Annotated in this window: 21 protein-coding genes; 6 read left to right on the forward strand and 15 right to left on the reverse strand. The window is 72.9% G+C overall.

The window, feature by feature from the left end:
• Positions 1 to 41: 41 nt before the first annotated feature.
• Positions 42 to 1,541, forward strand: a complete 1,500-nt coding sequence (locus tag OG562_RS39105; protein ID WP_266406457.1) for a glycosyl hydrolase family 28-related protein — start codon at positions 42 to 44, stop codon at positions 1,539 to 1,541.
• Between the two features lie 159 nt (positions 1,542 to 1,700).
• On the opposite strand, the gene egtD is transcribed toward OG562_RS39105, so the two are convergent.
• The 4 genes from egtD to egtA are packed head-to-tail and all read right to left on the reverse strand — an operon-like array spanning position 1,701 to position 6,086.
• A complete protein-coding gene (gene egtD, locus OG562_RS39110) occupies positions 1,701 to 2,663 on the reverse strand; it encodes an L-histidine N(alpha)-methyltransferase (protein ID WP_266406460.1) in 963 nt (320 codons plus the stop codon).
• On the reverse strand, positions 2,660 to 3,451 hold the full coding sequence (egtC, locus tag OG562_RS39115; protein ID WP_266406464.1) for an ergothioneine biosynthesis protein EgtC: 792 nt from the start codon (positions 3,449 to 3,451) through the stop codon (positions 2,660 to 2,662). The genes egtD and egtC overlap by 4 nt, the downstream gene beginning before the upstream one ends.
• Positions 3,451 to 4,785, reverse strand: a complete 1,335-nt coding sequence (egtB, locus tag OG562_RS39120) for an ergothioneine biosynthesis protein EgtB (RefSeq protein ID WP_266406467.1) — start codon at positions 4,783 to 4,785, stop codon at positions 3,451 to 3,453. Before egtB ends, egtC begins: the two co-directional genes overlap by 1 nt.
• Positions 4,782 to 6,086 (reverse strand): ergothioneine biosynthesis glutamate--cysteine ligase EgtA, encoded by a 1,305-nt coding sequence (gene egtA, locus OG562_RS39125; RefSeq protein ID WP_266406469.1) that lies wholly within the window; start codon positions 6,084 to 6,086, stop codon positions 4,782 to 4,784. Before egtA ends, egtB begins: the two co-directional genes overlap by 4 nt.
• Positions 6,087 to 6,348: 262 nt before the next feature.
• Between egtA and OG562_RS39130 the strand changes: the two genes are divergently transcribed.
• The gene (locus OG562_RS39130; protein ID WP_266406473.1) at positions 6,349 to 7,212 is read left to right on the forward strand and encodes a TIGR02452 family protein; all 864 of its coding nucleotides are present in this window, start codon (positions 6,349 to 6,351) and stop codon (positions 7,210 to 7,212) included.
• On the opposite strand, the gene OG562_RS39135 is transcribed toward OG562_RS39130, so the two are convergent.
• The 5 genes from OG562_RS39135 to OG562_RS39155 form a co-directional block, all read right to left on the reverse strand.
• Positions 7,209 to 7,667 (reverse strand): hypothetical protein, encoded by a 459-nt coding sequence (locus tag OG562_RS39135; protein WP_266406475.1) that lies wholly within the window; start codon positions 7,665 to 7,667, stop codon positions 7,209 to 7,211. The genes OG562_RS39130 and OG562_RS39135 overlap by 4 nt on opposite strands.
• 157 nt (positions 7,668 to 7,824) lie before the next feature.
• Positions 7,825 to 8,271: a type II toxin-antitoxin system PemK/MazF family toxin gene (locus OG562_RS39140; protein ID WP_266406479.1), complete on the reverse strand. Its 447-nt coding sequence runs from the start codon at positions 8,269 to 8,271 to the stop codon at positions 7,825 to 7,827.
• Positions 8,272 to 8,315: 44 nt separating this feature from the next.
• Complete coding sequence (locus tag OG562_RS39145; RefSeq protein ID WP_266406482.1) at positions 8,316 to 9,698, reverse strand: flotillin family protein; 1,383 nt, start codon at positions 9,696 to 9,698, stop codon at positions 8,316 to 8,318.
• A gap of 136 nt (positions 9,699 to 9,834) precedes the next feature.
• Complete coding sequence (locus tag OG562_RS39150) at positions 9,835 to 10,053, reverse strand: hypothetical protein (protein ID WP_266406486.1); 219 nt, start codon at positions 10,051 to 10,053, stop codon at positions 9,835 to 9,837.
• A 2-nt stretch (positions 10,054 to 10,055) separates the two neighbouring features.
• Complete coding sequence (locus tag OG562_RS39155; protein WP_266406489.1) at positions 10,056 to 11,504, reverse strand: amidase; 1,449 nt, start codon at positions 11,502 to 11,504, stop codon at positions 10,056 to 10,058.
• 231 nt (positions 11,505 to 11,735) lie between these two features.
• Here OG562_RS39155 and OG562_RS39160 point away from each other — a divergent pair, with 231 nt between their 5' ends.
• Positions 11,736 to 13,136 (forward strand): glycoside hydrolase family 43 protein, encoded by a 1,401-nt coding sequence (locus OG562_RS39160; protein WP_266406491.1) that lies wholly within the window; start codon positions 11,736 to 11,738, stop codon positions 13,134 to 13,136.
• 70 nt (positions 13,137 to 13,206) lie between these two features.
• Positions 13,207 to 13,740 (forward strand): AAA family ATPase, encoded by a 534-nt coding sequence (locus tag OG562_RS39165; RefSeq protein ID WP_266406494.1) that lies wholly within the window; start codon positions 13,207 to 13,209, stop codon positions 13,738 to 13,740.
• A 7-nt stretch (positions 13,741 to 13,747) separates the two neighbouring features.
• Here the strand turns inward: OG562_RS39165 and OG562_RS39170 are convergent, their stop codons facing one another.
• From OG562_RS39170 to OG562_RS39190, 5 genes are all read right to left on the reverse strand, one after another.
• Positions 13,748 to 15,514, reverse strand: coding sequence for a protein kinase (locus OG562_RS39170; RefSeq protein ID WP_266406497.1), 1,767 nt, complete (start codon positions 15,512 to 15,514; stop codon positions 13,748 to 13,750).
• A gap of 249 nt (positions 15,515 to 15,763) precedes the next feature.
• Positions 15,764 to 17,476, reverse strand: a complete 1,713-nt coding sequence (locus tag OG562_RS39175; protein ID WP_266406500.1) for a SulP family inorganic anion transporter — start codon at positions 17,474 to 17,476, stop codon at positions 15,764 to 15,766.
• 93 nt (positions 17,477 to 17,569) lie between these two features.
• Entirely contained in the window at positions 17,570 to 17,938 is a 369-nt protein-coding gene (locus tag OG562_RS39180; protein ID WP_266406504.1) for a nuclear transport factor 2 family protein, read from the reverse strand.
• A 146-nt stretch (positions 17,939 to 18,084) separates the two neighbouring features.
• On the reverse strand, positions 18,085 to 18,378 hold the full coding sequence (locus OG562_RS39185) for a zinc-ribbon domain-containing protein (protein ID WP_266409770.1): 294 nt from the start codon (positions 18,376 to 18,378) through the stop codon (positions 18,085 to 18,087).
• A gap of 80 nt (positions 18,379 to 18,458) precedes the next feature.
• Positions 18,459 to 19,028 carry a hypothetical protein gene (locus tag OG562_RS39190; protein WP_323187608.1) on the reverse strand — a complete coding sequence of 190 codons (570 nt, stop codon included), beginning with the start codon at positions 19,026 to 19,028 and terminating at the stop codon, positions 18,459 to 18,461.
• A gap of 244 nt (positions 19,029 to 19,272) precedes the next feature.
• On the opposite strand from OG562_RS39190, the gene OG562_RS39195 reads away from it, so the two are divergent.
• Positions 19,273 to 19,989, forward strand: a complete 717-nt coding sequence (locus OG562_RS39195; RefSeq protein ID WP_266406511.1) for an SUMF1/EgtB/PvdO family nonheme iron enzyme — start codon at positions 19,273 to 19,275, stop codon at positions 19,987 to 19,989.
• A gap of 1 nt (position 19,990) precedes the next feature.
• Here OG562_RS39195 and OG562_RS39200 read toward each other — a convergent pair whose 3' ends face one another.
• Positions 19,991 to 20,473 (reverse strand): MarR family winged helix-turn-helix transcriptional regulator, encoded by a 483-nt coding sequence (locus tag OG562_RS39200; RefSeq protein ID WP_266406515.1) that lies wholly within the window; start codon positions 20,471 to 20,473, stop codon positions 19,991 to 19,993.
• A gap of 114 nt (positions 20,474 to 20,587) precedes the next feature.
• Between OG562_RS39200 and OG562_RS39205 the strand changes: the two genes are divergently transcribed.
• Entirely contained in the window at positions 20,588 to 22,039 is a 1,452-nt protein-coding gene (locus OG562_RS39205) for an MFS transporter (protein ID WP_266406521.1), read from the forward strand.
• The last annotated feature ends 110 nt before the right edge of the window (positions 22,040 to 22,149 follow it).

Consider the following 22,149-nt stretch of genomic DNA (forward strand, 5'->3'; position numbering starts at 1 on the left):
TCGCTGGAAAGAAGGCAATTATGGCAGAACAGGGAGGCCGGATGTCTCGTGTCAGCCGTCGGCAACTTCTGCGTGGCGGAGTGTCGGTGCTGGCCGCGACGGCGCTGACGGCCCACGGCGCTTCCGCCGCCGCGGGGCCGGGACGCGGCCCCGGGGGGCTCGCCGGCCCCGTCGGCCCCGTCGGTCCCGGGCGGGGCCGGGTCGGCGACCGCCTGTTGTCGCGGGTGATCAACGTGGCCGACCTCGGCGCGGTGGGCGACGGACGGACCGACGACAGCGCGGCCTTCGAGTTCGCCTACGCGCTCGCCGCCGCCCGGGTCTCCGGCGGGGTCGGGCGCACGGTGATCGAGATCCCGCCCGGCGAATACCTCATCACCCGCCCGCACGCGCTGCTGAACGGCGTGGCTCCGATGCAGCCGGCCAACGGACTGCGCTTCCAGGGTGCGGGCAAGCGCATGACCACCCTGGTCTTCCGTCCGCCCGTCGGCCCGGGCTCCTACCTCTGCCGCAACGAGGACATCTGGTCCAACCTCTCCTTCGAACGGATGCAGTTCCGCTCGGCGACCCCGGGCGCGTCCTTCTTCAGCTCCTACTCCACCGGGCAGGCCCAGGACTACCGGTTCTCGGAAGTCGAGTGGATGGGGGAGTGGGAGTACGGGCTCTCCCTGGCCGGCTCGGACACCAACTCGGAGATGCGGTGGGAGGCGTGCCGGGTCGGCGGCAGCTACCGCAGGGCGTTCCTCTACTCCGGACTCACCCGGTCCGAGCAGAGGGAGCCCAACGACCAGGACCAGTTCCTCAACTACTGGTTCACCGACATGAAGGTCGAGTACCAGTGGGGCAACTTCCTCGAGTTCCCCTACGGCGGGTCGATCACCTGCCGGGGCGGCTCGTACATCATCACCGGCACCCGTCCGCAGAGCACCGAGGAGTACGGCACCACCAGCACGTTCTTCCGTTTCCCCGTCTCCCAGCACCATGACTCGGTACAGCGGTTCCACGCCCAGGACATCCGGTTCGAGGTGCGCAACCCGGACGCCAGGATCATCGACTGCACATGGAAGAGCGGCACGGTCCACTTCAGCGACTGCGACGACACCGGGCTCGCCTTCAAGGACTTCTCCACCGACGTCCGTGCGCACCGCTACACGGTGGGTCCGCGGGGGCCGCTGATCCGGTACGACTCCTGTCAGTTGGTGGGCCGCCACGAGTACCGGCCGGCCGATCTCCGGACCGCCGTTCCGACCGTCGCCCGCTACGACATGTGTCTGCTGCGCAGCCACCCGGAGAACGAGTTCGCCGTCGCCGAGAGCGGCGGCCGGCCCGAGTTCGTGAGCTTCGTGGACTGCCTGGACGGGGACGGGAGCAAGGGCGGAGCGGGCGCGGACGCCGAGGCGCCCGCTCCGCCCGCCGCCGAGGCGGCGCCGACCGGCCCGGCAGCGCCCGAGAACCCGAACCCCGACCGGACGCCGCCGCCCGCCGATCCGGTCGTGCCCGCCACGAGCCCGCCGCCCACCGCCGCGTCGGCGGCCGGCAGGTGACAGGCCGGCCCGCGGCGGACCCCGGCCGCGCTGTACGGCGAGGACGGCGTGTACGGCGTGTACGGCACCCCGCGGGCCGTGTCGTCGAGCGGGCCGCCGGGCGGGCCCGGTGGAGCCTGGTGGAGTGGCCCGGCGGTCGCTCTCAGACGCGGTGCGGCCTCAGCGGGCCACGCTCAGCGACAGCGCGAAGCGGCCCGCGCGGTCGGTCCACCAGTGCGTCGACTCCAGCCCCGCGCCCGCGAGTTCGGCGCGTACTCCCTCCTGGCGGAACTTCGCCGACACCTCCGTGCGCAGCTCCTCGCCCGCCGCGAAGTCGACGGCGAGGTCCAGTGCGGGCACCTTCACCGTCTGGGCGACACGGGAGCGCAGCCGCATCTCGATCCACTCGTTCTCCGGGTCCCAGAGGGCGACGTGGTCGAAGGAGCCGGGGTCGAAGTCGGCGCCCAGCTCACGGTTGACGACGGCCAGCACGTTCTTGTCGAACTGGGCCGTCACGCCCGCCGCGTCGTCGTACGCCCGTACCAGCACCTGCTCGTCCTTGACCAGGTCGGTGCCGAGCAGCAGTGCGTCGCCCGGTGAGAGCAGCGCGCGCACCGAGGCCAGGAACACCGCGCGCTCGGCGGGCAGCAGATTGCCGATGGTGCCGCCGAGGAAGGCGACCAGCCGTGGCCCCGGGGTGTCGGGGAGCACGAGCCGTGCGGTGAAGTCGGCGATGAGGGCGTGCACGTTCAGTCCGGGCCGCTCGGCGATCAGAGCCTGTCCGGCCTGGGTCAGGGCGCTCTCGCTGACGTCGACGGGCACATAGGTGTCGAGGTCGGTGAGCGCGTCGATCAGGATGCGGGTCTTCTCCGACGAGCCCGAGCCGAGCTCGACGAGCGTGCGGGCGCCGGCCGCGGCGGCGATCTCCCCGGCGCGGTCCACGAGGATCTCGCGCTCGGCGCGCGTCGGGTAGTACTCGGGCAACTCGGTGATCCGCTCGAAGAGTTCGCTGCCGTGCGCGTCGTAGAACCACTTCGGCGGGAGGGTCTTCGGGGTGGCGGTCAGGCCCCGCAGGACGTCCGCGCGCAGGGCGGCCTCCGTGGCGTCCTCGGGGAGGGTGCGGGTGATCTGGAACGGACTCACGTGCCGGTCTCCTTGGGTGGTACGGGCGCCGCGTCCGCGCTCGGGTCCTTGAGCGGGGTGAGCAGGACGTCGGTGCGGCTCGCCGTGAGCAGGGTGCGGTCGGGCACTTCCCGCCAGCGCGGATCGTCGTCGTAGGGTTCGGACGCCACGACCGTGCGGCGGCCGGGCTCCGTCAGGTACCAGAGGGTGTCGCCCCAGGCGGTGGCGGTGATCGTCGTGCCGTCGGCGAGGAGCAGGTTGAGGCGGGAGCCGGGGGCCGCCTCGGCGACCTCCAGCACCGTGTCGGTCAGCGCCTGGCCCTGCGTGTCCCCGGCGCGCAGCCGGGCGAGGACCAGCGCCCACACGAACGCAGAGTCGTTGCGGGCCTCCATCGACAGCAGCTCGGCGGCCGGCAGGGACCGCGCGAGGGGTTCCAGGGAGCGCGGCCAGTCCGCGACCGCGCCGTTGTGGCTGAACAGCCAGGTCCCCGCGGCGAACGGCGCCGCCGCGGCCTCCCCGTCGGCCCCGGCCAGCGTCGCGTCCCGTACGGCGGCCAGCAGCGCGCCCGTGCGCACGACCCGCGCCAGATCGGCGAAGGACAGGTCCGCCCAGATGGGCCCGGCGCGCCGGTACCGGGCCGGCGCCGGGTCGCCCTCGGCATACCAACCCACGCCGAAACCATCGGCGTTGACCGTCCCGTACCGCTGTCGCCGAGGCGCCCACGACTGGCGGTACAGGCTGTGCTCGGGCTCCACGAGAAGCCGCCCGAGCGGCTCCTCGGGCCCCAGGAAGGCGAGGTGACGGCACATCAGGCGGCTCCCGAACGGGCCGTGCGGAACCCGGAGAAGATCTGCCGCCGGATCGGATGGTCCCAGTTGCGGAACGTGCCCCGGCAGGCCACCTGGTCCACCGCGAACGAACCGCCGCGCAGCACCTTGTACTCGGGCCCGAAGAACACCTCCGAGTACTCCTTGTACGGGAACGCCTGGAACCCGGGGTAGGGCAGGAAGTCGCTCGCCGTCCACTCCCAGACGTCGCCGATCAACTGCCGTACCCCTAGCGGGGATTCACCGGACGGGTAGCTTCCCGCGGGGGCCGGGCGCAGATGGCGCTGGCCCAGGTTGGCGTGCTCGGGGGCGGGGTCGGAGTCGCCCCACGGATAGCGGGTCGAGCCGCCGGTCGCCGGGTCGAAGCGGGCCGCCTTCTCCCACTCGGTCTCGGTGGGCAGCCGGCGTCCGGCCCAGCGGGCGTAGGCGTCGGCCTCGTACCAGCACACGTGCAGCACCGGCTCGTCGCGCGGCACGACCTCGGTGACGCCGAAGCGGCGGCGCAGCCACGAGCCGGCGTCGCGGCGCCAGAACAGCGGCGCGTGGATCGAGTTGCGGCGGATGTGGGCCCAGCCGTCCCTCGTCCACCAGCGCTGCTCTTCGTAGCCGCCGTCCTCGATGAACGCCTGGTAGGCGCCGTTGGTCACCGGGGTCGTGTCGATGAAGAACGGCTCCACCTCGCGCCGGTGCGCGGGGCGTTCGTTGTCCAGCGCCCAGGGCTCGGCGGAGGCGCCCATGGTGAACGGGCCGCCGGGGACCAGGACTTCGGCCGGGCCGGTGAACAGCGGGGCCGGCTCCGGGTCGGGGGCGGTCAGGGCCGGTGGCCCCTTGCGGAGCTGATGGGTGATCAGCATCGTCTCGTCGTGCTGCTGTTCGTGCTGGGCGATCATCCCGAAGGCGAAGGCGGCCTCCGTCAGCCGAGTGCCGTGGAAGTCGGCCGACTCCAGCACGTCCGTCACCCGGCCGCGCACCTCCGCCGCGTACGTGCGGGCCTCGGCGGGCGGCAGCAGCGGCAGTTTCGGCCGCTCGGCGCGCGGGTGCTCGAAGGCGTCGTACAGACCGTCGATCTCGGGGCGCATCGGGTCGCGGCCGGCCACCGCGCGCAGCAGCCACAGCTCCTCCTGGTTGCCGATGTGCGCGAGGTCCCAGACCAGCGGCGACATCAGCGGGGAGTGCTGGGCGGTGAGGTCGGGCTCGTCGACGCAGGTGGTGAGGAGCGTGGTGCGTTCACGGGCGGTCGTCAGGGTGGTCAGCGCCCGGGAGCGGAGCGTCTCGGCGTCCGGAGAGTCCAGGGAGTCGAGGGCGGGCTCGGTCATGGGCGGCGGTCCTTCCCGTACGCGCGGGCGTTCGTCTCGCGCAGGCGGTCGAGCTGGTCGTCGGCGGGGGTGCGTCCGGCGCGCACATAGCGCTCCAGATACGCCGTGACGGCGTCCACGACCCCGTCCGTGGCGCCGAGGCGGGGCAGGGCCTCCACGGCCGCCGTGAAGCAGACGACGGCGACCTCGTACAGCTCGGGGTCGGCGAGCCCGTATCGGGCCGCGTCGGTCCACAGCGGATTGTGCGGGGCGGGCAGCGGCACAGCCCGCTCGGCCAGGGGCTTCACGGCGCGGTAGGCGGCCTCGGCGGCCTCCGGGTCGTCGAACAGCGCCGTCGTCACCGCCAGCGGCACGATCCAGCCGTCCTCGCCGGGCTGCGCGTCGATCATGCGCAGCTCCAGGTGGCCGCGCGGTCTGACCGGCGGGAACAGCGTGCTGATGTGGTAGTCGAGGTCCTCCCGGGTCGGCTCTCCCGTCCGGGTCCACTCCCGGAACGTCAGCCGCTCGGGCACGTCCCACGGACCGTTGTCGCGCCGTACGCACATCACCGGCGCGTCCAGCACGTGCCGGGCCCAGGCCGTGCGCGGCTCGGCGTCCAGTGCGGGCGCGCCCGCGCGGTCGGCGCCGATCTCCGTCCACAGCAGCTGCCGGGTGGAGAGCCAGCCGGTGGGGGCGCTCTGCAGGACGGGGGAGTTGGCGAACGCGGCCACCAGGACCGCGCCCAGGGTGTGCGCCAGCCACCAGCGCCGCCCGTGCCCCAGCGGGCCGGGCTCCTCGTGGCCGGCGTCCAGGCAGACCTGCACGGAGGCCGAGGTGCACATCATGGCCCGGCCGGCCGGGCCGGTGCGGTCGAGATACGCCTCCATGGCGTCGTAGCGGGGCTCGTGCAGGAACCGGCGGGGGGTGTGCCAGGGGTCCGTGCCGAGGCCGGTGAGGACGAGGCCGAGGTCCCGCAGGACCGTGCGGACGGCGTCCAGGTCGGCGGAGACGGTGCCGATGCACTCCATCAGGGAGGCGGCGGGCGGCGAGCTGAGCTCCAGCTGGCCGCCGGGTTCGACGGTGAGCGCCGACCCGAGGGGCACGGTCTCCAGTGCGGCGTAGGCCGCCGCGAGCCGTTGCGGTGTCACGGTGAGCTGCGGTCCGCGCAGCTCGTGGACGAGCCATTCGAGCTCCACCCCGACCGTGCGGGGCGGGCCTGTCTTGAAGCAGATGCCCCTGACGAGGGCCTCCACCTCGGCTTCGGTGAGGGCTGTACGGGGCTCCGTACAGTCGCCCACCGAGGTGTTCGACGAATCGGACATGTCGGGATCCTCCTGAGATTCCACCATGCCACTGGTCCGGCCTCGGTGCGGCCGGACCGGCATCTCTCGTCCCACCCAAGACGCTCGCATGGAATCGCACAAGGGTGCAAAACCGGTCTTTCGGGACCCGGGAAACTCTGTTGCACCGCCTGTCCAGCATCGCTCACGATGCGTTCATGAGCACGACGGGGGAGACGGGGGAGACGGGCGGGGCGTGCGGCGCCGCGCGCCGCGCGGCCATGGCGTCCACGGGGGTGGCGCCATGAGCGCGCGGCTGCGCGGGATCGCGCGCGGGACGGAGGAGATCGTCGCGGCGGGCGGCTACCGCGCGTCCGACGGGCGCGAGGTGTCCCTCGCCGCGGCGGTCGAGGCCGCCCGGGCGGGGACGCGGATGCTGGGACCGGGGCCGGTGCAGACGCCGGAGACCCCGCCCACGTCGCCGCCCACGTCGCCGCCCGGGTCGCCGCCCGTGGACCCGTTCGTCGAGGTCACGGGGGAGAGCAGTCTGGAGGCCGCCCGCAGGCTCGCGGACGTGCCGGTGGCCGTTCTGAACTTCTCCTCCGCGCGCAATCCGGGAGGCGGTTACCTCAACGGCGCGCAGGCGCAGGAGGAGGCCCTGTGCCGGGCCTCCGCGCTGTACACGTGCCTGCTGGGGGCGCGCGAGTTCTACGACCACCACCGCGCCCACCGCGACCCGTTCTACACCGACCGGGTCATCCACTCACCGGCCGTGCCCGTCTTCCGCGACGACCGGGGCCGCCTGCTGGACGAGCCGTACACCGCCGGATTCCTGACCGCCGCCGCGCCGAACGCGGGCGTGGTGCTGCGTACGGCCCCGGAGCGCGCCGCCGAGCTGCCGCGCGCCCTGGCCGTGCGTGCCGAGCGGGTCCTGGAGACGGCCGCCGCGCACGGCTACCGGCGGCTGGTGCTGGGCGCGTGGGGCTGCGGGGTGTTCCGCAACGACCCCGCGCAGGTGGCAGAAGCGTTCAAGGCGCTGCTGGGCCCCGGCGGGCGGTTCGGGCGGACCTTCGAGCACGTGGTGTTCGGGGTGCTGGACCGGACGCCGGGGAGCACGGTACGGGGCGCCTTCGAGGAGGCGTTCGCCCCGCTCCAGAGCCTGTCCTAGTCGAACCGCACGCAGATCGGCACCGGCAGTCTGGGCGACCAGGTCCGGGTGCTCCAGTCGTACGCCTGGGCGTAGCCGTTGTTGCCCGGTGCGCAGGGCGAGGCGATGGTCGTCTCCACGGAGATGCCTCCGCCCGGAATGAAGAGGCGTTTCTCGGCGAACACCGTCCGCTCGAAGGCGATCCTGCCGGTGTTGAACTTGACCGCGAGATAGACGCGGCCGCCGAGGGTGAAGTTGCCTCCGGCGATCCTGAGGTGCTTGTTGAACTCGAAATTGAAGAGGTAGGGCTGCGGAGCCCTCGTGACGGCGGCCGTCGTGTCCTGCGGTGCGAGCGGTACGGCGGGGGCGGCCGTCGCGAGGGGCGCGGCGCCGAGCGTCGCGGCGACCGCGGCCGTGACCGCGGTGATCCAGAGGCGTCGGACGGCAGGCCGGGACGGTCGTCGGAGCGTACGCATGACTACTCCCAGAGACGAGTGGTGGGGGGATGCGCCGGACCCGGGTGCGCGCCTGCCCCTCTACGGGGGCGGTTTCCTGCTCCTTTTCCAGCCTAGGCCCGGCGTCCGACCCCTTCAACTCGCGGGCCGCACCCCTGCGAGCAGCCCTGACGGGGTCTCAGGTCCAGCCGTAGCGCTCGTGGAGCCGGTGTCGCACCAGGTTGAACCGCATCCGGTCCAGCGCGCACGCCTCCCGGCGCATGCCGTCCTCGTGCAGCCGCAGCACCCGGTCGACGTCCACCCACGAGTCGCGCCCGGTCCGGTCCCAGGGCCCGCTGCCGATCGCCACCCACTCCCGGTCGCCGTCATGGCGCTTGCTGGAGAGCTGTACGGCGAGGAAGGTGCCGCCCGCCTCACGGGCGACGACGAGCACCGGGCGGTCCTTGCCGCGGCCGTCGTTCTCCTCGTAGGGCACCCAGGTCCAGACGATCTCGCCGGGGTCGGGGTCGCCGTCGTGCGCGGGGGAGTACTCGGTGCGCACGGGGCCGACCTCGCGGGCGTCGGCCTCGGTCGTGGCGGAGGGGCCGGAGCGGCCCGGGACGTCTTCATCGGTAAACGCGGTCACGGGGGCACCTTAAGGGCTGCCCCCGTGACCGCGTCGTCAGCGGGTCACTTCTCCTCGACCGGGACCTTCTGCGACGGCGGGGCGGCCACCCCGTTGAGGGCCGAAGTCCCGTTCGCGCCCTGCCCGTTCTGGTTCATCGAGGCGAGCAGCTGCCGGGCCAGCCCCAGCCCCGTGCCGCCCATGGTGAGAGCCTTGGCCAACATGTCGGCCACACCGTCGGCGCCGTTGAGCACCACCATGTTGTCGACGTTGCCGAACGCGGACGCGCCCGCCTGGACGATCTCCGGCCACTTCTCCGCGAGCTGCTGCGCGACGACCGCCTCCTGGTTCTCGGCGAGCGCGGCGGCGCGGGCCTTGATGGCGTCGGCCTCGGCGAGCCCCTGGGCCCGGTTCGCCTCGGCCTTTGCGAGACCCTTCGCCTGCGTGGCGGCGGCCTCCGCCTCACCGGCGGAGCGGGTCTCCGTAGCCTTGGCCTCGGCCGCCGAGATCCGGGCGTCGCGCTCGGCCTCGGCCAGCGTCCGCTTCTCGTACGCCTTGGCGTCGGCCGGCTTGCGGACGTCGGCCTGGAGCTGCTGCTCGCGCCGCTGTGCCTCGAGTTCGGCGACCCGCGTCTCCTGGACCACGACCTCCTGACGGGCCGCGGCGTCGGCGAGCGGCCCGGCCTGCCGGGCCTTGGCGTTGGCCTTGTCCTGTTCGGCCTGGTATCCGGCCTTGAGGATCTCGCTGTCCCGGGTGGCCTCCGCCATCCGTCCGAACGCCAGCTGCTCGGCCTCGGTGGCCAGCCGGTCGGCCTCGGCCTGCGCGATGCGCGCGTCCCGCCGCACGGCCGCCAGGTGCGGGGCGGACAGGTTCTTGATGTATCCGGTCGGGTCCTCGATCTCGTGGATCTGCAGGGAGTCCACGATCAGGCCCAGCTTCTCCATCTCCGTGCCGCACGCGGCCCGGGCCTGCCCGGTCAGCTTCTCCCGGTCGCGGATCATGTCCTCGACCGTCAACCCGCCCACGATGGCCCGCAGATGACCGGCGAACACGGTGTGCACGCGCTCCGCCATGAGCTTCTGCTGGTCGAGGAAGCGGCGGGCCGCATTGGCGATCGACACGAAGTCGTCGCCCACCTTGAAGATGACCACGCCCCGCACCTTCAGCGGAATGCCCTGGTGGGTCACGCAGTCCACGTGCAGCTCCGTCTGGTTCAGGTCGAGCGAGAGCTTGCGCACGGCCTGCATGCCGGGCGTCACGAGCGTGCCCCGCCCGGTGACGATCCGGAATCCCATTCCCTCCTCGAGGCCTTCCAGCTTGTGCTTCGAACCGGAGATGATGAGCGCCTCGTTGGGCTCCGCGACACGCCACATCAACTTGAACGCACCGATCAGGACGAGGACGGCGCCGACTGCCGCCCCGACGATGAAACCGACTTCCATGGGCATGCACTCCCCCAATGCAGGGTGCCCTCGGGGCACCGTACGTACCGGGAGTGTGAGCCCGCGCACGAGCGGTGTACAGGCGCGGCCGAACCGCTGTTGCCCGCTTGGTACATACGGCACACCACGGGCACGCGCCGCCTCAACTGCCGTACATCGCCGAGACGTAGACCGTCCGCGGCGGAAGGTACTCCACCACCGTGACCATCGTCCCCCTCTCGATGCGCTCACTACCGGAGGCGGCGTAGGCCAGGAAGTGCTCGGCCCCGCCCCGCACCCGGACGATCACCTCGCCGACGAGCCCGGGCCCGACCGTTCCGGTGACCCGCCCCATGAGCCCGACCATCGACGTATCGTCCATGGTCACAGAGTAGGGGCGGAACGCCCTTGCACCGCCTGGCTTTCCGCGGTGGCCGGCTTCGGCGGCCAGATCTCGTGCCAGCGCAGCTCCGCCTCCAGCTGGGCGGCCAGCGACAGCAGCAGCGGCTCGCTGTGCGCCGGACCCAGCAGCTGCGCCCCGACCGGCAGTCCGCCGGGGGTGAAGCCCGCGGGGACGTTGACGCCGGGCCAGCCCAGCACGTTCCACGGCCAGGCGTAGGGACAGGCGGCGATCATCGCCCGGTCGGTGGCGAAGCCGCTCAGCCGTGCCATGGCCCCGATGCGCGGCGGGGGCGCGGCCGTGGTCGGCGCGAGGACGACGTCGTACGTCGTGAAGAAGCCGCCGACACGGCGGTGCAGGACCGTCTCCGCGCGCCGGGCCGCCCGCAGCGGGGGCCCGCCGAGCAGCCGGCCCAGCCGGGCCGCGCCGTGGGTGCGCGGGTCGAGGAGGTGGGGGAAGGGGGCCTCGGCGACGTACTGGGCGATGCCGGCGGTGGCCCGGGGCAGGAAGGTCAGCCCGATCTGCCCGTAGGGCGGGTCGGCCTCCTCGACGGTGTGGCCGAGGGCGGCCAGCCGTTCGGCGAGGTCGACCACCCGGGCCCGCACCTCCGGCAGCAGCCGTGCGGGCGCGGCGCTGAACGGCGGCTTCAGCGAGAGCGCGATGCGCAGCCGCCCGGGGTCGCGGCCCACCGCGGCCGAGGCGTCGACGGCGGGCGGCCGGTGCGGGTCGTGCGCGTGGTTGCCGCTCGCCGCGTCGAGGAGCAGGGCCGCGTCGGCGACCGTGCGGGCCAGCGTGCCGTTGACCGTGATGCCGTGGAAGGCCTCGCCGCGCGGCCAGGTGGAGACCCGGCCGCGCTGCGGCTTGACGCCGATCAGATGGGTCCAGGCGGCCGGGATGCGGACCGAGCCGGCCCCGTCCGAGCCGAGCGCGGCCGACACCAGGCCCGCCGCGACCGCGGCCGCCGAGCCGCCGGAGGAGCCGCCCGGGGTGTGCTCGGTGCTCCAGGGATTGCGGGTCGCGCCGAAGGCCGGGCCCTCGGTGAACGGCCACTGCCCGAGCTCGCAGGTGTTGGTCTTGCCGACGATCACGGCCCCGGCGGCGCGCAGTCGGCGCACCGCCTCCCCGTCCTCGGCGACCGCCGGGTACGCGCCCGGGCAGCCGAAGGCGGTGGGCTCGCCCGCCACGTCCATGTCGTCCTTGACGGCGACGGGCGCCCCGAGCAGCGGCCTGCGCACCCCCGCGGCCAGCTCCCGGTCGGCCCGCTCGGCCTCGGCGAGCGCGGCCTCGGCCCGCACGATCCGAAACGCGTTGAGGCTGCCCTGGGTGGCCTCGATCCGGGCGAGGGTCTGCTCGACGAGCGTGCGGGAGGACACCTCGCCCTCGGACAGGGCACGGACGGTGTCCGTGAGGCCGGCGGCACGGTCGGGGATCATGCGGGGCACCTCCGGGACGACGACGTCGACTACCGAACGGTAACGTCTGGCGGGGGCGCGACGGAACGGCGCGCGGGGAGAAGGCGGCTGACTGTCCGCCACAGGTGTCACACAGGCATCTTCCGTTCCTGCGCAAGGGATTGACGTGTTCCTGCCTCACCCCTACTTTCTGATCGACTTTCCGAACTTTGTTCGGAATTTCGAACCCTGAGCCGTAGGGAGAGCCGCACCATGACCACACGTCCCCGCACCCCGTCCCGCACCCCGTCCCGTCGGGCCCTGCTGCGCGCGATGGCCGCCCTGCCCGTCGCCGCCCTCGTGCTCGGCGAGGCGCCCGGCCTGCTCGGCACGGCCCTCGCCGCCGCCCCGCCCAGCGGATCGGCCACCCGGTACACCATCGTCCCGTTCCTCAACAGCGACGACGGCACGGTGAACGTCTACCAGTCCGACGACGCCACCGACTTCCGGCTGGTGCAGTCCTCGGCCTACACCCCGCCCAGCAACCGCATCCGCGACGCGAGCGTCTTCAAACACACCGACGGCTACTACTACCTGACCTACACCACCCACACCTGGCAGGACGTCAGCACCACCATCGGCTTCGCCCGCAGCTCCGACCGGGTCGGCTGGACGTTCCTCTACGACTACACCGTCCCCATCGCCAACCTCTCCCGGGCCTGGGCGCCGGAGTGGTTCGTCGACAGCGACGGCAGCGTCAACGTCATCGTGTCCTGCTCCACGACGAACGACGAGTGGATCTTCACGCCGTATGTCCTCAAGGCGGCCAACTCCGCGCTCACCGCCTGGAGTTCACCGGTCGCCCTGTCCGGCATCGGCGCCAACCACATCGACACGTTCATCGTGAGGATCGGCTCGACCTACCACGCGTTCACGAAGAACGAGACCGCCAAGTACATCGAGTACGCCACCGCGTCCAGCCTCACCGGCCCCTACACGATCACCAGGACCGGCGACTGGGCGGGCTGGGGCAGCTACCGCGAGGGCCCGGCCCTCGTCCAGCTCGACAACGGCGGCTGGCGGATCTTCTTCGACGGCTACGGCGACGGCAACTACTACTACAGCGACAGCTACGACACCTTCGCCACCTGGAGCGCGCCCACCGCCCTGCCCGGCATCTCGGGCACCGCACGCCACTTCACGGTCGTCAAGGAGACGGTGACCGGCGGGGTGAGCATCACCAAGAACGCCACCCGCTCCCTGCGCTCCGTCAACTACACCACCCGCTACTGGGAGGAGCAGTCCGCGCTGCTCAACCTCCCCGTGGTGACCAGCTCCAGCGCGACCGCCGACAAGCAGGCGGCCACCTTCACCGTGGTGGCCGGGCTCGCCGACGCCAACGGCTACTCGTTCCGCGACGCGGCCGGCAACTACCTGCGCCACTACAACTACCGCGGCCGCTTCGACGCGAACGACGGCACGTCGACGTTCGCCAAGGACGCGACCTTCGTCGCCCGGACGGGCACGGCGAGCGGCGCGGTGCGCTTCGAGTCGTACAACTACCCCGGCTACTACCTGCGCCACTACAACTACCAACTCCGCCTGGAACGGTCGGACGGCACGGACCTGTTCCGCCAGGACAGCTCCTTCGTGCCGGCGACGGCCTGGGCCTGAGCCGCGCCCGCGCCGCGGGAGGCCGTGCCGGTCGGCACGCCTCCCGCACGCCGGTAGCCTGGCCGGCGTGATGGTGGGGAGCCAAGAGACCCGGCTGGTCGTCCTGCGCGGCAACAGCGCCTCGGGCAAGTCGTCCGTCGCGGCCGCTCTGCGCGAACGCTTCGGCCGAGGTCTGGCCCTGGTGGCCCAGGACAATCTCCGCCGGGTCGTGCTGCGCGAGCGCGACCGGCCCGGCGCCGCCAACATCGGCCTCATCGACACCGTCGCCCGCTACGCCCTGGGCGCCGGCTATCACGTCGTACTCGAAGGCATCCTCTACGCCGACCGCTACGGCGACATGCTCGCGCGGCTGCGGGCCGAGCACCGCGGCGCGACCCACGGCTACTACCTGCACGTGCCGTTCGGGGAGACGGTCGCCCGGCACGCGACCAAGCCGATCGCGAGCGAGGTCGACGAGACGGACCTGCGCGACTGGTACCGGGAGCTCGATCTGCTGCCCGGCGGCGCCGAGACCGTCATCGGCGCCGACAGCAGCCTCGAGGAGACCGTCGCCCGCATCCTGCGCGAGACCGGCCTGGCCGACCTCCCCGAGGTGGACCGCTGAGCCGCCGTCACACGGCGCTGCGCAGGGCGATCCAGGTGGCGCGGGTCACGATGCCGTTGACCCGCAGCCCCCTGGCGCTCTGGAAGGCGCGCACCGCCGTCTCCGTCTCGGGGCCGAACTCGCCGTTCACGCCGCCGCTGCCCACGTCGTACCCCCGCTTGGTCAGCATGCACTGGGCCTGGAGCACCCGTTTGCCGGTGGCTCCCGGGACGGTGCGGGCGTAGCCGGCGTAGTAGGTGCAGTCGGCGATCCAGGGCGGCGTCGCGGCGACGGTCGGGGTGGGGTCGGGGGACGGGGACGCGGCGGTGGAGGGGCCGGCGCCACCGGCGGGGGTGCTCGCGGAACCAGGGGTGCTCTGCGGGTCCTCGTCGCCGAGCGGCGCGGACCCGGCGGGCTGCGGGGCGCCCTCGGCGACGGCGATCTCGGAGCCCTTGCCGGACGCGCCCCCCGTGGACGCCCCGCTCGGGACGCCGGTCGCGCTGGGCGAGGCCGGGCCTTGGGGCAGATCGCCGGGCGGGGCGCCCACCGCCGTTGCGACGGTCTCCGGCGCAACGGCCCTCGCCGGGCCGCCCTCGCGCATCAGGGCGAAGGCGCTCGCGGCGACCGCGCACAGGGCGGTGCCCGCGACGGCGGCCAGGACCTGCTTTCTGCGCCGCCAGGGGCGGGCCGTCGTCGAGGCCGTCTCGGGAGACGACGGCTCCGGCTCCGGCGCGGGCGCCGGGCCGGGCTGCGCGGGCGGGGACGCCGACGCCGCCTTGTCCCGGTAGTCCGTGGGCCGCAGGGCGGCCGCCCGTTCCACGGGGAGGCGGTGCAGGGTCTCGTACGCCCGTTGCCGGGCCAGCACCTCGCCGTGCAGCGGTTCCGGCCATGCCGGCGTCCCGGACTGCGTCCCGGCCGCGTCGATCAGCTCCTGCGGGGTGGGGCGGCGCTCGGGCTCCTTGGCCAGACAGGCGGTCAGCAGCGCGCCCAGCTCCGGGTCGGCGGCCGTGAGCGCGCCGGTCACCTCCGGATTCGGCTCCTCGAACGCCACCCGGTGCATCACGTCGACGCCCGTGCCGTCGCCGAACGGGGCCCGTCCGGTGGCCGCGTACAGCAGGGTGCAGGCCAGCGAGAACACGTCGGACGCGGTGTCGCAGTGGCCCGTGCGCAGATACTCCGGCGACATGTAGGCCGGGGTGCCGACCCGGTTGCCCGTGCCGGTGATCGCGCTGGCGTCCGCGGCCTTGGAGATCCCGAAGTCGATCACATGCGCGCCCTCGACCGACAGCAGCACGTTGGACGGCTTCAGATCCCGGTGCACGACTCCCGCGGCGGCCAGGGCGGCGAGCGCCCGCCCCAGTTCCGCCACCAGCCGCCGGACGGTGTCCGCACCCAGGGTGCCGCCGTCCCGGACGGCGGCCGCCAGATCGGGTCCGGGCACGTACTCGGTCGCCATCCACAGCAGATGGTCGGTCCAGCCGCTGCCGCGTAACCTCGGGGCGTACGGCGGGCCGACCTGGGCGTGCACCTCCACCTCGCGGGCGAACCGGCGCTGGAAGCGGACGTCCTCGGCGTACTCCGGCCGGATCACCTTCACCGCGAACAGCCCGGGACCGTCGTCGACGGACCGGGCCAGGTAGACGCGCCCCATCCCGCCGCTGCCGAGGATCGCCACCGGGACGAAGGGCCCTACCCGGTCCGGGTCGCCGACCCGCAGGGGCGAGGCCCCGGTCTGCCGGAGCGCGGCGGCCTCTTTCGCCGCGAAACTCGGTGTTGGCGGCCGCTGGTCAGACACGGAACTCCTGAAGTGATGCTGGTGGTGAGGCAGTTCGCCCTCGATCGCAGATCGAGGCTAGTCGAGCCGTGGCCTGTGCTCAGGCTTTCAACAGCTTCCGTCGGCAAAGGATCGCTGGTCCAGGCCTTTCGCGCCAGCCTTGCGTGCCGGCTTTCGTCCCGGTTCTGACGCCAATTTCCGGTGGGCGACCGTGGGTGGCGGCGGGTGGCGGCGGGCGGCGGCGGGCGACCTTGGGCGCCGACGGCCGGTTCACCGCCGCCGCAGCCACTCCCGGTACGCGGTCACGGCGGTCGGCAGCGTGGGGAAGACGAGGTCAGGGCCGACGGACTCGGTGAGGCCGTAGGAGTCCAGGTCGTCGCGCAGATCCTGCTTCACCCGCGCCAGGGCGAACACGATGCCGCGGTGGGCGAGTTCACGGCGCAGCTCGTCGACCGCGTCGAGGGCGGTGATGTCGACCTCCACATTGGCCTCGGCGTTGAGGACGAACCACCGCACCGGGTCCTTCTGCTCCTCCACGGCGGCCAGCGCCCGGCGGCGGAAGTTCTCCGCGTTGGCGAAGAACAGCGGGGAGTCGTAGCGGTACACCAGCAGGCCCGGGATCGTGCGGGCCTGCGCATAGTCGTCCACGTCGTGCATGCCGGCGACGCCCGGTACCAGGCCCTCGACCGCGTCGTGCGGCCGGGCCACCCGGCTCAGCAGTTCGGCCACCGACAGGCCCACGGCGACCAGCACGCCGTAGAGGATGTCCAGGGCCAGCACGCCGACCAGGCAGCCGAGGGCGAGCAGCAGTTCGCGACGGCGGAAGGAGGCCAGGCGGCGGAAGCCCGCGAGGTCGATCATGCGGACGGCGGCGTAGCAGACGAGCGCGCCCAGCACGGCCGAGGGGGTGCGGGCCAGGAGCGGGCCGAGGAAGAGCAGCACGGCGAGGACGACGACGCCGGCGATCAGCGAGTACACCTGACTGCGGGCACCGGCGGAGGAGGCCAGCGCGGTGCGGCTGGCGCTGCTGCTGACCGGGAAGCCGTGCAGCGTGCCCGCGCCGAGGTTGGCCGCGCCCAGGGCCAGGAACTCCTGGTTGGCGTCGAGCCCCGGACCCTCGTCGTCACGGTCGGCGAAGGCCCGCGCGGTCAGGACGAAGTCGGTGTAGCCGACCAGCAGCACGCCCAGCGCGGGCAGCACCAGCTGCGGAACCTCCGTCAGGTCCGGTACGGCCGGGTGCGGCAGGCCCGAGGGGATCTCGCCGATCACCTTCAGGCCGTAGCGGTCGTCGAGGTCGAGGACGACGACGGTCGCGGTGGCGAGCACCACGGCCAGCAGCGGGCCGGGCAGCGCGGGGAACCACCGCGCCACCGCGAACAGGACGGCGAGCGTGACCGCCGAGAACAGCACGGTCGCGAGGTGGGCGTCGGACAGGTTCCCTACGAAGGACCACAGTTGGGGGAGGAACTCCGCACCGGTCGTCGGCACGCCGGTCAGCTTGGGCAGCTGGTCCACGATCATGATGAGCGCCACGCCCGCCAGATAGCCGATGAGGACGGGCCGGGAGAGCAGGTCCGCGACGAAGCCCAGCCGCAGCGCCCACGCCACCAGGCACAGCAGGCCCACCGTGACGGCCAGGGCGGCGGCCAGGGTGGCGTAGCGGCCGGGGTCGCCGACGGCGAGCGGGCCGACCACCACGGCCGTCATCAGCGCGGTCGTGGACTCCGGGCCCACCGAGAGCAGTCGGGAGGAGCCGAACAGGGCGTACAGGGCGAGCGCGGGCAGGATCGCCCACAGCCCGGCCACCGGCGGCAGCCCGGCCACGCCCGCGTACGCCATGACCTGCGGCACGAGATACGCGGCCACCGTCACCCCGGCGAGCAGGTCGCCGTGCAGCCACGCACGGCGGTAGCCGGTCAGCGCCGAGAGCCCGGGCAGCAGACGGCGCAGTCGTGGGGCGCGCTCCCTCGAACCGTGGGACATCGATCTCCTCGTGCCGGATGCCCTCAGGATCCACTGCGGAGGGCATCCGGATCCACTGGGGGAGGAGGCCGGACGCGCCGTTCCCGGCCGAGGTCAGGCGCCCGGCACCCGGTCCAGGAAGCCGCTGACGGAGCTGATCCGTCCGTCCTCGGCCAGGGTGACGACGTCCGAGCCGCCGGCCGGGGACGAACCGTCGGCCGTCGACACCAGGTCCCAGGAGAAGCGGGCGATGTGGTGGTTGCCGTCCACCGCGCCCTTCAGCCGGAACTCGAAGCCCGGGAACTGGGCGTGGGCGCCGGCGATCGCGGCGGCGATGCCGTCGTGGCCGGCGACGTCGGCCAGCGGGTCGGTGTAGGTGGCGCCCTCGGCGAAGGCGTCGGACACGGCCTTGGCGATCGCCTCGGGGCCGTCGGCGTTCCAGGCGGCGAAGTAGCGCTCGGCGGCGGTGGCGTACGTCGTCATGGGAGGTCTCCTCAGGATCCGGGTCGAAGCCGCGCTGTCGGTGCGGCCGCGAGATCACTGTGCCGGGCCTCCCCTGGGCCGGTCGATTACCCCTCAGGTAATCGCGGCCCGCCGTCCGGGCGAACCGGACGGCCCGATCCGATCGGTCAGGGCTGGTACGGCTGATGCTGCGGCTGGCCGTGCGCCTGGCCGCCCGTGGCGTGTGCCTGCGCCTGGAGCTGGAGCTGTTCCGCCTGCTCCTTGGTCACCTTCTGCTCCGCGCCGCAGAAGGTGCACTGCGTGGCGTACTTCGTGGAGATCGGGAACAACGGCACGAAGAACAGGGTGAACTTCGTGACGCGCTTTCTGAGCGTGTGCGCGGCCGGATTGCCGCACTGGCCGCACACCAGCGTCAGTATCGCGAGCTGGTACAGGTAACCCTTGGTGCCGAAGAGGACGATCACGCGGGCGGTCCTTCCTGAGTCGATCGAGTCGGTGTCTGCCCGAACGGTATCGAACGGTCTCCTACGGAGCTCGGCGGCTACGGGCGCAGGAGATAGTGGGTGAGCAGGGAGCGGGCCTTGGCCGGGCTCAGGCCCAGCGCCGTGCCGATCGTCTCCCACGACAGCTCGTCCTCCTGGATGGCGTAGGCGGCCTCCTGGGCGATGTCGGCGGTGAGGCGTTCCAGCGTGGTCGCGGCCTTGAGGGCGGCCACCGGCGCCTGCTCGGTCAGCGCGGTCAGCTGGTCCTCCAACCGGTCCATCAGGTGGGTGAGCTCGTCCGGCAGCGGCACGGTCCGGCGTTCCACGGCGCGGATGTGCTCGCTCCACTCGCGGTGGGCGGCGCCGGTGTCGAGGTCGTACTGATGCTCGTCCGCCAGCTCCTCCCAGTCGATCGGGTGGGCCTCGCCGCGCCAGCCGCAGGCGCACGCACCGCGGTAGGCGGCCGCCAGCGGACGGCTCGACCGGCCGTCGTAGGCCCACCACTCGCTGGTCTCCAGCCCGCTGCCGGCGCCGCTGCCGAAGTCCACGTACACCGGCTTGGGCTCACCGCCGTCGGCGAGCACCGCGCCCGCGACGCCCTCGTGGGACTCCCCGAACTGCTCGGTCATCCACCCCACGGATTCCCCCCTGTTCCAGAGTTCGCTCCGACACCTTCCGGGACGCGGCGCGGCGCCATCAGGCGTCGGACGCCCCCGGGTGCGAGCATGCCCCGGGCCGTCCGCCCGTGAACGGCGCTTTGCCGAACCCGTCCCGGCCCCGTCCCGTCCCCTTCGCGCCCCCTTCGCGTCCCCTTCGCGCCCCTTCCCGTCCCCTTCGCGGCCGCGTGCGCGGCGGCGGTGAGATCATCTGCCCATGGACGACACGGGGCCGCAGCACGAGATGATCGCCGTTCCAGCGGGACGGGTCACCCTGTCGGACCGGCGGAGCCTGCGCACCTGGACGGTCGAGCTGGCGGGCTACCGGCTCGCGGCCCACCCGGTCACCCGTGAGCTGTACGCGCGCGTCACCGGCCGGACCGACCTGACCGGTCGACCGGCGGACGCCGACGGGGGAGCGCGGCTGCCCGTCGAGAGCGTCTCCTGGCAGGACGCGGTCCACTTCTGCAACGCGCTGTCCCTGAGCGAGGGGTTCACGCCCGCGTACCGCGTCGTGTCCGACGTCGGGGACGGCGTCGGGGGCATCGACTGGGACGCCTCCGCCGACGGATACCGGCTGCCCACCGAGGCGGAGTGGGAGCACGCCTGCCGGGCCGGCACCGACGGACCGCGCTACGGGCCGCTCGACGACATCGCCTGGTACCGGGCCAACTCGGGGGAGCGGATCCAGGAGGTGGGCGGCCGGCGGCCCAACTCCTGGGGCCTGCACGACATGCTGGGCAACGTGTGGGAGTGGTGCTGGGACCTCTACGACCCCGAGGTCTACGGCGCCTACCGGGTGCTGCGCGGCGGCGGCTGGTTCGACGAGCACTGGAGCTGCCGCGCCTCCGTACGCCGGCGCAGCCATCCCACGTTCCGGGTCGACGACGTCGGCTTCCGCGTCGCGCGCTCGGTCCCCGGCGCGGCGGGCTGACTCACTCCGCCGGACGGGGCGGTGCGCCGACCGGGCGCGGCCACGGGCGGCCGCCGATCCGCTCGATGCCGTTGTTGAAACGCTTGAGATAGGCGGCGAAGGCGGCGATGTCGTCGTCCGACCAGTCGTCCATCACCTGGCCGAGCACGGTGACGATGCCTGCCCGCTCCTCGTCCAGCAGCAGCGTGCCCTCGTCCGTGATGCGGAACTTGCGGGCCATCCCGCCCTCCGGATCGGGGATGCGTTCGAGCAGCCCGGCGCGCACCGCCGCCGCGGTCTGCCGGTTGAGGGTGGAGGCGTCCAGGCCGAAGGCGTCGCTCAGCTCCCCGATCGACATCGGCCCCTGGACCCGGATCCGGCTGAGCATGATGTAGGCGCTGCGCTCCATCACGCCGTCCTTGCGCCGACCGCCCCGCTGGTTCAGGAACGTGTGACGGCTGAGCAGCATCTGCTCGTACTCGACCTCGTGCGTCGGCGTCTCCATGGGGTCATCGTGGCACACCCCTGTGCACCTCCCACATCACATGCTTGATACATACGGCATGTACGATGCACATCCTTCATCGCTGATCCCCAGAGACAACCGAGGAGTCCACTCATGGACGCCCCCCAGCCCACGGCCCGTTCGGGTGCCGTGATCGCCACGCTGGCCTTCGCCGGCACGACGGCGGCGATCATGCAGACGCTGGTCACGCCCCTCATCGCCGAGCTGCCGCAGATCCTGGACACCTCGTCCTCGAACGCGGCCTGGGTGATCACGGTCACCCTGCTGGTGGCGTCCGTGTGCGTGCCCGTCGTCGGCCGCCTCGGCGACCTGGTGGGCAAGCGCCGGATGCTGCTCGCCTGCTCCGTTCCGCTGGTCGTGGGCTCGGTGGTGTGCGCCTTCGCCTCCGACGTCGTGACGATGATCGTCGGGCGCGGACTGCAGGGCATGGGCATGGGCATGGTGCCGCTGGGCATCGCCCTGCTGCGGGACGTCGTACCGGCCGAGAAGCTCTCTGGTTCCATCGCGCTGGTCAGCGCCTCCATGGGCATCGGCGGCGCGATCGGCCTGCCGCTGGCCTCCGCGGTCGCCCAGTACGCCAACTGGCGCGCGCTGTTCTGGGGCTCCGCCGCCCTGGCCGCCGTCGTCGCCGTCCTGATCTTCCTGCTCGTCCCGGACGTCCCCGCCGGCGCCAAGGGCCAGCGCTTCGACCTGCCCGGCGCGATCGGCCTCGGCATCGGCCTGGTCGCGCTGCTGCTCGCGGTCTCCAAGGGCGCCGACTGGGGCTGGGCGAGCGGCACCACCCTCGGCCTGTTCGCCGTCGCCGTCGTGGCGCTCGTCGGGTGGGGCGTGTGGGAGACCCGCACCACCGACCCGCTGATCGACCTGCGCACCACGGCCCGCCCCCGGGTGCTCTTCACCAACCTCGCCTCGGTCTTCATCGGCTTCGGCATGTACGCCAGCATGCTGGTGATGCCGCAGCTGCTGCAGTTCCCGGAGGCCACCGGCTACGGCCTCGGCCAGTCGATGCTCGCCGCCGGTCTGTGGATGGCGCCCGGCGGTCTGATGATGATGCTGGTCTCCCCGCTCGGCGGAAAGCTCACCAACGCCCGCGGCCCGAAGTTCACCCTGGTCTGCGGCGCCCTGGTGCTGGCCGCCGGCTACTTCGCCTCGCTCGCCCTCATCGGCTCCGCCTGGGGCGTCATGCTGGTCACGATCATCACCAGCAGCGGCGTGGGCCTCGCCTACGGCGCCATGCCCGCCCTGATCATGAGCTCGGTGCCGCTGACGGAGACGGCCGCCGCCAACGCCTTCAACACCCTGATGCGTTCGCTCGGCACCTCGATCGGCGCCGCCGTCATCGGCGTGATCCTCTCCCAGATGACCACGACCATGGGCGGCTACACCTTCGCCTCCGAGGACGGCTTCCGCACCGCGCTCCTCGTCGGCGGCGCGCTCGCCCTGATCTCCGCGGCCATCGCCGCCGTCATCCCCGCGGCCCGCGCCGCCGCGGCGGGCGCGGGCGCGACCGACCCGGCCGTCGCGCCGGAGCAGGCCAAGGTCTGACCGGTCAGGTCTGACTGAGCAGTCTGACGACCAGGTCTCACCGAGCAGGCCAGGTCCGATCCGCCGTACGAGGCGGTACCAGGCGGTACGAGACGGTACGGGGCACCCGC

This window comes from Streptomyces sp. NBC_01275, assembly GCF_026340655.1.
GTDB lineage: Bacteria > Actinomycetota > Actinomycetes > Streptomycetales > Streptomycetaceae > Streptomyces.

What these genes read in the sequence shown, in the direction of transcription:
- OG562_RS39105 (WP_266406457.1), top strand. Translation starts at nt 42, where the DNA reads ATGTCTCGTGTCAGCCGTCGGCAACTTCTGCGTGGCGGAGTGTCGGTG.
- egtC (WP_266406464.1), bottom strand. Translation starts at nt 3,451, where the DNA reads ATGTGCCGTCACCTCGCCTTCCTGGGGCCCGAGGAGCCGCTCGGGCGG.
- egtB (WP_266406467.1), bottom strand. Translation starts at nt 4,785, where the DNA reads ATGACCGAGCCCGCCCTCGACTCCCTGGACTCTCCGGACGCCGAGACG.
- egtA (WP_266406469.1), bottom strand. Translation starts at nt 6,086, where the DNA reads ATGTCCGATTCGTCGAACACCTCGGTGGGCGACTGTACGGAGCCCCGT.
- OG562_RS39130 (WP_266406473.1), top strand. Translation starts at nt 6,349, where the DNA reads ATGAGCGCGCGGCTGCGCGGGATCGCGCGCGGGACGGAGGAGATCGTC.
- OG562_RS39135 (WP_266406475.1), bottom strand. Translation starts at nt 7,667, where the DNA reads ATGCGTACGCTCCGACGACCGTCCCGGCCTGCCGTCCGACGCCTCTGG.
- OG562_RS39145 (WP_266406482.1), bottom strand. Translation starts at nt 9,698, where the DNA reads ATGCCCATGGAAGTCGGTTTCATCGTCGGGGCGGCAGTCGGCGCCGTC.
- OG562_RS39150 (WP_266406486.1), bottom strand. Translation starts at nt 10,053, where the DNA reads ATGGACGATACGTCGATGGTCGGGCTCATGGGGCGGGTCACCGGAACG.
- OG562_RS39155 (WP_266406489.1), bottom strand. Translation starts at nt 11,504, where the DNA reads ATGATCCCCGACCGTGCCGCCGGCCTCACGGACACCGTCCGTGCCCTG.
- OG562_RS39160 (WP_266406491.1), top strand. Translation starts at nt 11,736, where the DNA reads ATGACCACACGTCCCCGCACCCCGTCCCGCACCCCGTCCCGTCGGGCC.
- OG562_RS39165 (WP_266406494.1), top strand. Translation starts at nt 13,207, where the DNA reads ATGGTGGGGAGCCAAGAGACCCGGCTGGTCGTCCTGCGCGGCAACAGC.
- OG562_RS39175 (WP_266406500.1), bottom strand. Translation starts at nt 17,476, where the DNA reads ATGTCCCACGGTTCGAGGGAGCGCGCCCCACGACTGCGCCGTCTGCTG.
- OG562_RS39180 (WP_266406504.1), bottom strand. Translation starts at nt 17,938, where the DNA reads ATGACGACGTACGCCACCGCCGCCGAGCGCTACTTCGCCGCCTGGAAC.
- OG562_RS39190 (WP_323187608.1), bottom strand. Translation starts at nt 19,028, where the DNA reads ATGACCGAGCAGTTCGGGGAGTCCCACGAGGGCGTCGCGGGCGCGGTG.
- OG562_RS39195 (WP_266406511.1), top strand. Translation starts at nt 19,273, where the DNA reads ATGGACGACACGGGGCCGCAGCACGAGATGATCGCCGTTCCAGCGGGA.
- OG562_RS39200 (WP_266406515.1), bottom strand. Translation starts at nt 20,473, where the DNA reads ATGGAGACGCCGACGCACGAGGTCGAGTACGAGCAGATGCTGCTCAGC.
- OG562_RS39205 (WP_266406521.1), top strand. Translation starts at nt 20,588, where the DNA reads ATGGACGCCCCCCAGCCCACGGCCCGTTCGGGTGCCGTGATCGCCACG.